Genomic DNA, 12638 nt, shown 5'->3' on the forward strand with positions numbered 1-12638 from the left:
TGACCGGACGCCCCGCTGCGCCTATCCAGCGATCGCGCCGGACATCCAGGACAGGAACCTTGCCGGACCGCTCCCGCGCCGGGTAGAGGTCGTTCGACAGCCTTTCCCGCCGCCGCCGACAGCAGGAAGGACACCCGCATGTCCCTCTCGAGAAGATCGGTACTGACCGGGACCGCGGCGGCGCTCGGCTCGCTCGCGCTGCCCGGGGTCGCGGCGGCCGCGGGCGCGCGCGACTGGTCCCGCGCCGTCATCGACTCCACCATGAAGCGCTACACCCCGGCGTCCATCGGCGGCTGGAGCTATCCGCTCGGCCTCTACTTCTACGGCCAGTACCTCTTCTACCGGCGAACCAAGGAACGCAAATACCTCGACTACCTCGTCGCCTGGTACGACCGGTTCATCACCGACGACGGCATCTCCAACAGCTTCAGCAGCCTCGACTCGATGCGCGCCTGCCAGATGCTTCCGTTGCTGTACAACGAAACCGGCAACGCCAAGTACCGCAAGGCCGCCGATCAGCTGCGCAAACGCTTCGAGACCTATCCGCGCACGAGCGACGGCGGGATGTGGCACGCGGTCAGCCGTCAGCACCAGCTGTGGGGCGACGGCGTGTACATGGCGCAGCCGTTCCTCGCCTTGTACGGCAAGGTTTTCCACGACCCGACGTACTGCTATGAGGAGTCCGCCAAGAACCTGTCCGTCTACTTCGGACACCTCAAGGAACCCGCGAAGGGCCTGATCTACCACGCCTACGACGAAAGCGGCACCCAGCCGTGGGCGACCGGGCCCGGCAAGCACTCCAGCTTCCACTGGGCCCGCGCGATCGGCTGGTTCGGGATGGCCGCGATCGACATCCTCGAGGTGCTGCCCGCCGACCATCCCCGCAGGCCGGAGCTGGTCGGGATCGTCCAGTTCCTCGCCGAGGGATACCGCCGGTTCCAGGATCCGCGGACCGGCCGGTGGTACCAGGTCGTCGACCACGGCGGGGACGACGGGAACTGGCTGGAGACGTCTGCGTCCTCGATGTACGCGTTCACCGTCTCCCGGGGCATCGAGCGCGGATATCTGCCCGCTTCTTACGCCTCGGTCGCCCAGCGCGGCTATGCGGGAGTGCTGCAGAAGGTGTCGATCGGGTCGGACGGGCTGACGAATATCACCGACATCTGCGAGGGGACGAACGTCGGGGACCTGAAGTTCTACTTCGCGCGGAAGCGGCTGACGAACGACTTCCACGGGCTCGGCGCGTTTCTGATCATGAACGAGCAGTTCACCCGATACCGCTGCTGAAAAGCGCGAAGGGCCCCTTGAGCAGCTCAAGGGGCCCTTCGCGACACAGCTGGTTTACGTCTCGCCGGTCGGGTTGGCGGGTTTGGCCAGCGGCCCAGGCGACCACAACCCGGAGTGCGTCACCGACTGCTGATGCAGCGCCGCCGAAGCCGGGAGCGCGTTCGCGACGTCGGGCGTCACCTCGTACAACGTCCCCCAGTCGCGGTCGACGTCGCCTTCGAGGTACGTCGGCAAGGCCTCCATCTGGACGCTCGCGTTCATCCACACGAACGGTCCGCCGCCCGCGGGCGAAGACCAGTAACGGCCGACCGTGCGCAGGTCGTCGCCCGCGCTGATCCGGTACTTCGGCATCTCGGCGATCCCGTTGTGGATCGAGGACGGGCGCAGGCACGGGTGCTGCGCGGCGGCGGCCCACTCCAGGAACACCGGGTCCTTCCCGACCACGTCGGTCATCTTCGCGATCTTCGGCGCCCGCGGCGCGCTGAACGCGACCCAGCCCTCGCTGCCGAGTCCGCGGCCCTTCGCCACGATCCGTACCTGGTCAGCACCGTCGGGCACGCTGACCCGCGCGTCCCGCCAGTCGGTGTCCTTCTTCTTCGCGTCGAGCTTCTCGCGGCTGAGCACCTCGAACCCGGCGGGGGTGTTCTTGCCGAATTCGGCGGTCAGCCCGTTCGGGTCCTCGGTCTTGCCGGCGAGCGCGACCACGATCGGCACCGAGCCGTCGCGCGCGCGTTCCGGGATCGAGTACCACTGGGTGCGCAGGTCGCCCGCGCCGTCGCCGGACTCGTGGTAGCTGCCCCAGATCGGCGCGGCGTCCTTGCCGAAGCCGTGCGGCGGCTTCCACTTGTCGTCCGTGGGCAGCCCGCCGTTGGTGACGAAGCCCTTCTGGGTGCTGGTCAGCCATTCCTGCGGTGTGGTCCCGCGGTCGGCGCCTGCGGGCACCTGCCAGCCGGGCGCGGCGTTCTGCGGCTGCTGCGGCGCGGCTTCGAGAATGCCGGCCTTCGGATCGCGCTCGACCTTGATGTAGTCGGACAGCCCGCAGCTCTTCCCGGCGAGCTGGCGGATGTTGTCGGCACCCATGTTGTAGGTGTCCCAGCGCTTCTGGATGCCCTTGGCGATGCTGCCGATCTCGAACAGCACGAGAATCGCGCACACCGTCGACAGCGGCGCGAGCCCGAGCCGCAGCGCCCGGCCGCGGTTTTCCAGGTCGGACCGCGGCACCGGCGCGGGCGGCACGAACGGTTCGTGCTCGTTGTGCTTCATGTGCTCGATCGCCGCGATCGCCAGCGCGACCGCGGCCGCCACGAGCGCCATCGTGCTCAGCTTGATGCCGAACACCTGCGGCGGGAGGTCGAACCACGGCACGCCCCACGCCGAGACGTACCACCAGGCGTTCGGCCCGGTCGAAGCCAGCGCGACGATCACCATCAGCCCGGCGAAGAACGCCGCGCGGTTGCGGCGCGACAGCAGCACGGTCGTGCTCGTCGACAACGCGGTGAGCGCGGCGAGCGGACCGCCGACCGCGACCAGCATGCCGAAGTGGTGCGAATGCTTGGTCGGGGCGAGCGCGAGGACCACAAAGGACAGTGCGCTGATGCCGAGCAGCCTGCGGCTCGGGCCGAGCGCGGCGCCGCGGATGTTGCCGCGCCGCAGCAGCACGACCGCGCAGGTCGCCAGGCAGAGGAAGATCAACAGCACCGGGAACCGGCGCGTCATCGAACCGTCCGGGCCGTTGCTGAACAGCATTGTGTAGCGGTCCAGCTCGTTGTACCAGGCCCCGGTCGGCCCGAGCGACGAGCGCAGCCGCACCGATTCGAGCGCGCCGCTCAGCGTCTGGTCGCAGAAAATGAGCGCGAGGATCACCAGTCCGGCGGCGGCGACCGGCGCGAGCACCGGCACCCAGCCGAACTGGCGGGCGTGCCGGAGCACGATCTTCGCCAGCGGTTTCAGCCCGACCACGAACGGCAGCACGGCCATCAGCCCGTGCGGGTTGACCGAAACGCACAGCGCCGCGACGGTCAGCCCGACCGCCGCCGGGCCGAGCCGCCGGGTCGCCACCGCGCGTTCGACCGCGCAGATGGTGATCAGCGACAGCAGCGCGACCAGGTTTTCCGGGCGCAGGCCGTTGTCGTAGGGCAGCCAGAACGCGAGGAAGACCGCGCCCGCCGCCCAGCCGGCCGCGCTGCTGATCCGCACCTGCCTGCCGAGCCGGGGCAGCACGCCCCGGCTGATCAGCATCCAGCAGGCGACGCCCATCAACAGCGACGGCAGCCGCATCCACGGCGTCAGCGAACTGACCTTGGTCATGGCCGCGTAGATGTCGACGAACCACGCCATCGGCGCGTCCGGCGCGGCGAACCACCGGTAGTACTCGCCGATGTACCCGGCGTCGCCGCGGACGCGCGCCATGGTCGTGAAGTAGCCGTCGTCGGCGGTCATCGCGCCGATCAGCCACCAGACGCCGAGCGTGCCGAGGACGGCTATGTCGAGGAATTTCAGCTTCCACCAGCCGCGCTTGGCCAGCCGGGGCGCGCGCCGGCCGGAGAGCCGGTCGAGGCGGTACAGCGCGAGCACCGCGCCGATGAAGCAGAGCACCGACAGCACGATGGCGGCCAGTTTGATGCCGGTCGCGGTGCTGGCCCAGCGGTTGTCGACCTGCGCGGAGACCGAGAGGCCGTGCGTGTCGTCCTGGTTGTTGAGGTCGGAGAAGAAGCCGGTGAGCTGCGGCCGGTGGTCGTCGCTGACGTCCGCCAGGTGGGTGCCGCCGACGGACGCGGTCGTGTGCTTCGGGTCGGAATGCACCGTGATCGTGCAGTCGCCCTCGCCGATCGGGGCCGCGCCGAGCTGCTGGCCCTGTGAGGAAAGCGTGAGCTGACCGTCGCCGACCTGCAGGGCCATCCCGGTGACGGTGCCGATGCTGGAGTTCGGCGGGTTGGTGCTGAACAGCACGGCGTTGCCGTCGGTGCGCGCGTCGAGCGCCCGCGCGGTCGTGCACGAGACCTTCGCGTCGAGCGAGATCGGCGCCTGCGCGGTCAGCGGGGCGGACACCGCCCTGGTGCCGCCCTGTGCGGTCGGCCAGTCGAGGGTGGTTTGCTCGAGCGTGACGGGCAGGAACGGGATCGCGATCGCGAGAATCGCGCCGGCGATTCCGAAAACCGCAGCGAGCAGCCGCGCCCGACGCCCGGCTTTGCTCTTGCCGGCAGCTGTCGGAGACGCCGATTCGGCGGCAGCGGATTCGAGGTCGACCACGCCCAGCAGGCTATCCAAGCGGATGCGGGCCTCCCGCTGGGGACTCTCCCGGTGGCGGCGCCACCTGGTCGAGCCCGGATTCGCCCGCCGAACCGCCACGGTGGGTAAAGGAAACGCGGCCTTCGTTACGGCGAACGGGTGACGCCCCGCAGCTCACGACGGCTTCGGCCGAGGGCCGTTTCACGATCCGGAAACGGTCCGGACTCGGTTGCCGAAAGCGGACCCGGCCCGGCGGTGAACTCAGCCGGGCGAGAAAGTGAACGGCGGCCCGGAAACTGTCCATCCGTTGTCGATGACCGGATTTCCGAGCACCTCGGCGCCCACGTGCTGGCTCCGGGTAACCGGGACACCCACGGTAGAAGCGGTGCTCGCCCGCGCCGCCGCGATGTCCGCGGCCGACAGTTCGCCGTGGAACCGCTCGGTGCGCTCGGCGGTCGACTGGCTCGTCGCGGCCAGCGTGTGCACCGGGCCGAGGTCGCCGGACACGCTGTGCCGCTCGGCGGACTCCAGCCGCGCGACGTCGAGCTTGCCGGTGAACTGGCCGAGCACGCTTTCGTCGGAGTTCGCGACCACCGAGCCCGCCGGGCCGAGGTCGACGGCGTCCGCGGAGGTGCGTTCGACGCGGCTGCCGCTCATCAGGTCGCCGGAGAATCGGCCGGCCAGGCCCGACTCGGCGCCGGTCTTGCTGCTGGAGAGCGCTTCGACGCCCTGCGGCAGCCGGACGCCGTGCCGCATGGACTGGTCCAGACCGGCTACGTGTGCACCGTCGAACGGCTGCGTGTGGTGCGCGCCGAGGTCGTTGCCGGTGAACGCGCGGCCTGCCTCGCCGAGACGCAGGTCGTGCGTCTGGGACTGGCCGGCGGCGTCCGGAGCGAGCGCCTGGTGCAGGTTCGACGCGGCGGACGCGGGCAGATCGCGCGTCGTGAGCGCCTCGTCGCGGGTGAACTGGAGGTCGGAGGAGGAACCGTGCTGGTGCTCCTCCAGCGGCAGTCCCCCGCGCGGGGTGTCCGCCAGCGCCGCAGCCGGGCCGGCGAGCAACAGAGCGAGGGGCGCCGCACCGGCGGCCATCCGGGGCAGATATCCGGGCGTCCGCTTGGTGTGCTTGCCCATGCGCCGGACCATACTGCGCCACCAGCGCAAACGCAGCTGAAAAACGGGTAGCTTCACCCACATGACCACCAGTTCTGTGATCACGGGAGCCACCGCGGGCATCGGCGCGGAATTCGCGCGCCGGCTCGCCGCCGAGAAGCACGACCTCGTCCTCGTCGCCAGGGACGAGGAGCGGCTGACCGCGCTGGCCGAGAAGCTGCGCGCGGAGCACGGCGTCGACGTGACCGTGCTGTCCGCCGATCTGTCCGAAGTGGACGGTCGCGGCCGGGTCGCTGAGCTGCTCGAAACCCGGCCGGTCGACCTGCTGGTCAACAACGCGGGGTTCGGGCTGAGCGGCGAGTTCTGGGAGATCCCGGCCGAGGACCTGCAGCGTCAGCTCGACGTCAACGTGACCGCCGTACTGCAGCTGACCCGGGCGGCGCTGCCGGGCATGGTCGAGCGCGGCCGCGGCGACATCATCAACGTCAGCAGCGTCGCGGGCTTCTTTTCCGGCCGCGGCTCGACGTATACCGCCAGCAAGAACTGGGTCACGTCGTTCACCGAGGGCATCGCGATGTCGCTGCCGAAGGGCGTGCGGATGATGGCGCTGTGCCCCGGTTTCACCCACACCGAGTTCCACGAGCGCGCCGGGCTGCGGCGGGAGGGGCCGAAGGCGTTCTGGCTCGACGTGGCCCAGGTCGTCGACGAAGCCCTCGCTGACCTGCGCCGCGGCAAGGTGATCTCGGTGCCGAGCCTGCAGTACAAGGCCCTGGTCGGGATCGGCGGACTGCTGCCGCGTCCGGTGCTGCGCAAGCTCGCCGGCGGGTTCGGCAACCGCCGCCGCACCTAGCGGTAGGGACAGCCCTACCCCGTCCCGGCGTGTGCGCCCCAGGGTGTTTTCCTCCGGCAGGCCATAGCGTTTTCCCCATGGCGACTGGGGAAGCGGTGCGGCTCGAATCCGTCCGCAAGGAATACGGCCGGGTCACGGCACTGGACGGGGTGAGCCTGTCCTTCCCGCGCGGCGGGTTCACCGCGGTGATGGGCCCGTCGGGCTCGGGCAAGAGCACGTTCCTGCACTGCGCGGCCGGACTCGACCGGCCGACGAGCGGTTCGGTCCTGCTCGACGACCAGGAACTGGGCAAGCTCTCCGAAACGCGGCTCACGAAGCTGCGCCGGGACAAGGTCGGGTTCGTCTTCCAGGCGTTCAACCTGCTGCCCGCGCTGACCGTCGAGCAGAACGTCGTGCTGCCGCTGCGGCTGGCCGGTCGTCGTCCGGACCGCCGCCGCGTCGCCGAGATGCTCGGGCACGTCGGGCTGGGCGACCGGCGCAAGCACCTGCCGGGTCAGTTGTCCGGTGGTCAACAGCAGCGGGTGGCGATCGCCCGCGCGCTGGTCAGCCGCCCGGCCGTGCTGTTCGCCGACGAGCCGACCGGCGCGCTGGACACCCGTACCGCGAGTGAAATCCTCGGCCTGCTCTCGGAATCGGTGCGCGGCGGGCTGACCGTCGTGATGGTGACGCACGACCCGGTCGCCGCCTCCTACGCGGATCGCGTCGTCTTCCTCGCGGACGGCCGCGTCGCCGGCGAGCTTCACCGGCCGACCGCGACGGCGGTCGCCGAACGCATGACGCACCTCGGCGCCTGGGCCGACCGGACGCCGGTGGGCGGCTTCTGATGTTCAGTCTTGCCTTGCGCACCTTGCGTTTCCGCACCGGCGGGTTCATCGCCGCGTTCGTGGCCGCGTTCCTCGGCGCGGTGATCGTGTCCGCCTGCGCCGGTCTGATGGAGACCGGGATCCGGTCCGCCACGCCGCCGAACCGGCTGGCTTGGGCGACGGCAGTTGTTGCCGGACAACAGGATTTCGAGCTGCAGAAGCATCCCGACAAGCCCAAGACGCAGTCGGTCGCGCTCTCCGAGCGGGTCCGGCTGGACCGGTCGCTGGCGGAGACGATCCGCGCGACGCCCGGTGTGTCCACTGTGGTCGGTGAGGTGAATTTCCCGGTATCGCTGGGCAAACAGCCTCTCGTCGCGCACGGTTGGGAGTCCGCTCGGCTGCCCGGACCCGCGCCGCGAGACGGCGAAGTGGTGCTGCCCGCCGCCAGCGGTGCGTCGGCTGGCGCGACGGTCGACCTTGCGGTGCAAGGGACGATCAATCACTACCGCGTCGCTCGGACGGTTGATGGTTCCGACGTGTTCTTCGCCGACGACGTGGCCGATCAGCTCTCCGGCCACCCCGGCAAAGTCGACTACTTCGGCGTCGTCACTGACAATCCGGCCGCGTTGCACCTCGGGCCTGGGGTGTCTGTGCTGACTGGGGATGAGCGCGGACTCGCTGAATTCCCGGAGGCGCAAACGAGCGGCGGGCGGCTGATCCCGTTGGCCGGTGTCGCGGGCGGACTGTCGATTTCGGTCGCGGTGTTCGTCATCGCCAGCACGTTGATGCTGTCGGTGCGCCAGCGGCAGCGGGAATTGGCTCTGCTGCGCGCGATCGGCACGACACCGCGGCAGTTGCGGCGCATGGTTCTCGGCGAAGCGCTGGTCATCGGCGTGCTCGCGACCGGAGTCGCGGCCGCGCTGGGTCCGGTATTCGGCCGATGGCTGTTCGAACAGTTCACCTCGGGCGGGTTCATCTCGCCCGAGGTGCAGTTCCACCAGGGCTGGATCCCGATGATCATCGCGGCGGGCGCGACGCTGCTCGCGGTCGGGATTTCCGCGCTGGTCGCCGGATTCCGGGTCGGTCGCATCCGGCCGACCGAGGCGCTCGCCGAGGCCTCCGTGCCGCGGAGCTGGCTGACTCCAGTGCGGCTGATCGTCGCGCTGCTGTGCTTCGGCGGCGGGACCGCGCTGGGCATCGTCACGCTCGCGGTGATGACGGGACCCATCGCGGCGAGCACGGCGGGTCCGGCAGTGATGCTGTGGGCGATCGGCGTCGCGATGATCAGCCCGGGCGTCACGAAGCTGACCGCGATCCTGTTGCAGGGCCCGATGCGGCTGATCAGCGGCGTCACCGGCTGGCTGGCGATCACCAACACGCGCAACGCGGCCACCCGGGTGGCCGGCGCGGTCACGCCGATCATGCTCGCCGTCGGCATCGCGACCGCCAACATCTATCTGCAGACCATGACCACCGCCGCTTCCGCGCAAGCCTTCGCCGAAGACCTCCGCGCCGACGCGGTCGTCGCGGGCCCCACTGGAATTACTCCGGAGGCCCTCGACCGTGTCCGGCACGCGGACGGCGTCGCGGCGGTCTCGTCGTACGTCAGCAGTCGCGCGTTCATCACCGCGCCGTTCGACGAGAACCAGACCAAGAAGGGTTACCCGACGCTCGGCCTCACCGACGCGACGATCAACGCGGCCACGGTCGTGCAAGGCAATCTCGCCGACCTCAAAGGCGACACGATCGCGTTGCCCGACGCCGCCGAAGTCTCCCGGTCCGTCGGCGATTCCGTCACGCTCCGTCTAGGCGACGGGAGCGACCGGACCCTTCGCATCGTCGCGATCGTGCATCAGCGAGACGGTGCCGAACAGCTTCTCCTGCCCGCCGACCTGCTCGCCGCGCACACTGCCGCGGGTCTCCCCCGGCAGGTGCTCGTCCGCGCCGAACCCGGCGTCGACCAGGCCCGGCTGACGCGCAGCCTGACCGCCGCGACCGCCGGTCTCCCGGTGTCCGTCGGTGACCGGAGCACGCTGGCCGCCGCGAACGCCAAGAACGACGAGACCGGCGCGTGGGTGAACTACCTGCTGGTCGGCATGATCGTCGGCTACACGGTGATCTCCGTGGTGAACACCCTGGTCATGGCGACTTCACGACGGCGGCGGGAGTTCGGGCTGCAGCGCCTCGGCGGTTTCACCCGCGGCCAGGTGCTGCGGATGGCCGCGAGCGAGGGCGGTCTGATCGCCGCGATCGGCATCCTGCTGGGCACTGTGGTGTCCGCGGGCGCGATCGTGCCGTTCTGCCTCGTGGCTACCGGACGGGTGCTGCCGGACGGGCCGATCTCCATCTACCTGGTGATCATCGCGACTGCGATCGTGCTCGCCTTGGTCGCCGCGGTCCTGCCCGCTTGGGTGGCGACGCGGACGCGTCCGGTGACGGCCGTCGCGACCGGGGAGTGACGCGCGGAAGTTGTCGGTGCCGTGTGTAAGACTCTCGGCCGTGGCGTACCCCGGGTTGGATCAAACTGCGAAGCTCGAACTGGCCAGGCTGGTCAGCGAACTGGCCGTCGTGCACGGCAAGGTCACCTTGGCCTCGGGCAAGGAAGCCGATTACTACGTCGACCTCCGGCGGGCGACGCTGCAGCACGCGGCCGCCCCGCTCATCGGCAAGCTGCTGCGGCAGCTCACCGCTGACTGGGACTACGTCGCGACCGGCGGGCTCACCCTCGGCGCGGACCCGGTGGCGCTGGCGATGCTGCACTCCGCCGCCGCCGAGGGCGTGGTGCTCGACGCGTTCGTCGTCCGCAAGGCGGTCAAGGAACACGGGATGCAGCGCCGGATCGAGGGCGTGGAGGTGCGCGGGCAGCGGGTGCTGGCCGTCGAGGACACCTCCACCACCGGCGGCAGCGTGCTCACCGCGGTCGAGGCGCTGCGCGAAGGCGGGGCCACCGTGGTCGGCGTCGCGACGGTCGTCGACCGCGACACCGGCGCGCGGGAAGCCATCGAGAAGGCCGGGCTCGAGTACCGGTACCTGCTGAGCAAGGACGACCTCGGGCTCAGCTGAGGAGTCAACCGAGCGGAAGTGAGCACAGTCACCCACAATGCGTGCGTGACGAATGCCCGCCACGCGGTGTCCCCCTGACGGAAGGGGGTGCCGTGACCACGACCAGTGTCCCGCTCGACGACGCCACCCTCGTCGGCCGTGCGCGAGACGGCGACGTGCGCGCGTACGAACAGCTCGTGCAGCGTTATCAGGGCCCGATGTTCCGGCTCGCCCTGAAAATGCTGCATCACCGCGGCGACGCCGAGGACGTAGTGCAGGAAGCGTTCCTCGGCGCGTGGCGGAAGCTGGCGCAGCTGAACGACGACAACGCGTTCGTCGGCTGGCTGTACCGCGGAACGACCAACCGCTGTCTCAACGTGATCCGGGCGCGCCGCCCGCAGGCCGACGTCGATCTCGACCTGGCCGAATCGCCGCGCCGCGACACGCAGCCGGAGCACGCGGTGCAGGTCAGCGGTCAGCTCGCGGCGCTCGACGAGGCGCTTCAGACGCTCACCCCGCAGCAACGGGCGTGCTGGCTGTTGCGTGAAGTGCACGGCCGGTCGTACGACGAGATCAGCGAGATCGTCGGCGCGAACCCCACCGCGGTCCGGGGGCGCATCGCCCGGGCCCGTGCGCAGCTGGCGGAGGTGATGAAGCCGTGGAGGTGAACCAGGACTACGAACTGCCGTGCGGCCGGGAACTGGAAACGCTCTGGGAGAACCTGGACGAGTCCGACGACCACCAGGCGGAGTGCGTCCACTGCCGCACCGCGCGGGAAAGCCTGCTGGCCCTGCGCTCGGCGACGCAGGAACTGATCGACGAGCCCGACCCGACCCCGCCGGACCTGTTCGGCCGGATCATGTCGGCCGTCCGTGCTGAGGTGCGCCGCGGTCAGATGCTGGATCTCGCCGCCGCCGAACCGGGTTCGGTCGAAGTGAGCGAACAAGCCGTCGCGGTCGTGCTCCGCTATGCGGCCGATTCTGCCGGCGACGTCCGCGCCCGCCGGGTGCGAGTGCGAAAGGTCGGCGTCGATTCGTCGGGCGCGGCCCAGGTCGAGGTCGAACTCACCCTCGCGGCGCGACTGGGGAACACCAGCGGCGCTGACACGTTGGCCCGCGTACGAGAACTGGTGTCCGCTGCCGCGACCTCGCGGGTGGGTATTTCGTTGGTCAGCCTGGATCTGCTGGTGGAAGACGTGTACGAGGACGGGGAATGACCGCCGAATACGTGATCGCCGCCCCGGTGATCGCGAGCGTTGCCGCCCGCGCGGCCGCCGAAACCGCCGGAGTCGTGCGCCTGGAACCCGGCCTGCGCGGGTTGGCGACCGCGTGGGCCCGCGAAGCCAGGCAACGCTGGAAGGGCCTGGAACCGGCTCCCGCGGACGGCGTCCGGGTCCGTGCCCACGAGGACAGCCTGACGGTCGAGGTCGACGTGGTCATCTCGGGTGCGGACCAGGCCGCCGCCGTGGGCCGCGCGGTGCAGCGCGCGGTGTTCCGGGAAGTCCTCGCGCAGACCGGCCGCTCCGTGGACGCCGTCCGAGTGTCCATTTTGGACATCGAAGTGGGGCGGAAGTGACCGATCCGCGTTCGCTGACCGGAAGACTCGCCGACGCCCTGTCGGCCGTCGACGGCCTCCGCCCCGCGACGAGCGTGGCCGCGGAAATCAGCTGGCTGCCGACCGATCCCGCTGGCGGGTCAGTGGATCTGACCGCGGAATCGGTGGAGATCCGGGTGGTCGCGCTGCGGTTGCCGCTGCCGCCCCTGCTGTCGGCCGCCGAAGCCCAGGTGCGCAAGGTACTCGACGGGACCGAGTGGGCGGACGCAACCATCCGCCTCGTCGTGACGGACATCGACGGAGCAGCGTTCACTGGCTGAACGCCCTTTTCCGCGTATCGTCGGCTTCGAGCCACGGGAGGGCGCGGATGATCCGGATCCAGGTGACCAACAACGACGACAAGCCCCGGACCTGGAACGTCGAACCCTATGGCGACGAAGTCGTGCTCAGCGTCGACGACGTGCTCTCGATCGAGTACGCGCACCCCGCTGACGTGGGCTTCGTGGTGACTCTCTACCCCGACTCCGAGGTCGTCTGGACGACGGCGGACGGGGGCCGCGACGGCCAACTGCCCAACGACCTCAAGCTCAATGGGGTCACCCTATGGCCGGGTTTCGGCGGCACCGGCTCGCCGGCCTGAGGTCCTTCTTCCGCGTTCGTCAACCCGCTTTTCCCCCGTTTTCTCCGGCGATTCGCGTGCACGGAACGAAGTCATTTACGGCGCGTCGGGTCCCTTCGTGCGGGGTGTTCCGCCCCGTCTCCTA

Annotated in this window: 12 protein-coding genes; 10 read left to right on the top strand and 2 right to left on the bottom strand. The window is 70.1% G+C overall.

The window, feature by feature from the left end:
* Window positions 1–138: 138 nt before the first annotated feature.
* Entirely contained in the window at window positions 139–1287 is a 1149-nt protein-coding gene (locus PUT80_RS25065; protein ID WP_275293686.1) for a glycoside hydrolase family 88 protein, read from the top strand.
* A gap of 54 nt (window positions 1288–1341) precedes the next feature.
* Here PUT80_RS25065 and PUT80_RS25070 read toward each other — a convergent pair whose 3' ends face one another.
* The gene (locus tag PUT80_RS25070; protein ID WP_275293687.1) at window positions 1342–4536 is read right to left on the bottom strand and encodes an arabinosyltransferase domain-containing protein; all 3195 of its coding nucleotides are present in this window, start codon (window positions 4534–4536) and stop codon (window positions 1342–1344) included.
* Window positions 4537–4776: 240 nt separating this feature from the next.
* Window positions 4777–5646, bottom strand: a complete 870-nt coding sequence (locus tag PUT80_RS25075; RefSeq protein ID WP_275293688.1) for a hypothetical protein — start codon at window positions 5644–5646, stop codon at window positions 4777–4779.
* 61 nt (window positions 5647–5707) lie between these two features.
* Here PUT80_RS25075 and PUT80_RS25080 point away from each other — a divergent pair, with 61 nt between their 5' ends.
* From PUT80_RS25080 to PUT80_RS25120, 9 genes are all read left to right on the top strand, one after another.
* The gene (locus tag PUT80_RS25080) at window positions 5708–6475 is read left to right on the top strand and encodes an SDR family oxidoreductase (protein WP_275293689.1); all 768 of its coding nucleotides are present in this window, start codon (window positions 5708–5710) and stop codon (window positions 6473–6475) included.
* Window positions 6476–6552: 77 nt separating this feature from the next.
* Window positions 6553–7299, top strand: a complete 747-nt coding sequence (locus PUT80_RS25085; protein WP_238603795.1) for an ABC transporter ATP-binding protein — start codon at window positions 6553–6555, stop codon at window positions 7297–7299.
* A gap of 14 nt (window positions 7300–7313) precedes the next feature.
* A complete protein-coding gene (locus PUT80_RS25090; RefSeq protein ID WP_343076902.1) occupies window positions 7314–9737 on the top strand; it encodes an ABC transporter permease in 2424 nt (807 codons plus the stop codon).
* Window positions 9738–9777: 40 nt separating this feature from the next.
* Window positions 9778–10341: an orotate phosphoribosyltransferase gene (pyrE, locus tag PUT80_RS25095; protein WP_275293691.1), complete on the top strand. Its 564-nt coding sequence runs from the start codon at window positions 9778–9780 to the stop codon at window positions 10339–10341.
* Window positions 10342–10433: 92 nt separating this feature from the next.
* Window positions 10434–10988, top strand: coding sequence for a sigma-70 family RNA polymerase sigma factor (locus PUT80_RS25100; RefSeq protein WP_037808869.1), 555 nt, complete (start codon window positions 10434–10436; stop codon window positions 10986–10988).
* Entirely contained in the window at window positions 10979–11536 is a 558-nt protein-coding gene (locus tag PUT80_RS25105; protein ID WP_043831552.1) for a hypothetical protein, read from the top strand. Before PUT80_RS25100 ends, PUT80_RS25105 begins: the two co-directional genes overlap by 10 nt.
* Complete coding sequence (locus PUT80_RS25110) at window positions 11533–11895, top strand: Asp23/Gls24 family envelope stress response protein (RefSeq protein WP_037808867.1); 363 nt, start codon at window positions 11533–11535, stop codon at window positions 11893–11895. The genes PUT80_RS25105 and PUT80_RS25110 overlap by 4 nt, the downstream gene beginning before the upstream one ends.
* The gene (locus PUT80_RS25115) at window positions 11892–12194 is read left to right on the top strand and encodes a hypothetical protein (RefSeq protein WP_051728641.1); all 303 of its coding nucleotides are present in this window, start codon (window positions 11892–11894) and stop codon (window positions 12192–12194) included. The genes PUT80_RS25110 and PUT80_RS25115 overlap by 4 nt, the downstream gene beginning before the upstream one ends.
* Before the next feature lie 47 nt (window positions 12195–12241).
* Window positions 12242–12514: a hypothetical protein gene (locus PUT80_RS25120; RefSeq protein WP_238603798.1), complete on the top strand. Its 273-nt coding sequence runs from the start codon at window positions 12242–12244 to the stop codon at window positions 12512–12514.
* The last annotated feature ends 124 nt before the right edge of the window (window positions 12515–12638 follow it).

Origin of the sequence: Amycolatopsis sp. La24 (genome assembly GCF_029087445.1) — a bacterium.
Classification (GTDB): Bacteria; Actinomycetota; Actinomycetes; order Mycobacteriales; family Pseudonocardiaceae; genus Amycolatopsis; species Amycolatopsis nivea.

Bases quoted from the DNA above. Each gene is read 5' to 3' on its own strand.
- PUT80_RS25065 (WP_275293686.1), top strand. From the start codon at position 139: ATGTCCCTCTCGAGAAGATCGGTACTGACCGGGACCGCGGCGGCGCTC.
- PUT80_RS25075 (WP_275293688.1), bottom strand. From the start codon at position 5,646: ATGGGCAAGCACACCAAGCGGACGCCCGGATATCTGCCCCGGATGGCC.
- PUT80_RS25085 (WP_238603795.1), top strand. From the start codon at position 6,553: ATGGCGACTGGGGAAGCGGTGCGGCTCGAATCCGTCCGCAAGGAATAC.
- PUT80_RS25080 (WP_275293689.1), top strand. From the start codon at position 5,708: ATGACCACCAGTTCTGTGATCACGGGAGCCACCGCGGGCATCGGCGCG.
- PUT80_RS25110 (WP_037808867.1), top strand. From the start codon at position 11,533: ATGACCGCCGAATACGTGATCGCCGCCCCGGTGATCGCGAGCGTTGCC.
- PUT80_RS25120 (WP_238603798.1), top strand. From the start codon at position 12,242: ATGATCCGGATCCAGGTGACCAACAACGACGACAAGCCCCGGACCTGG.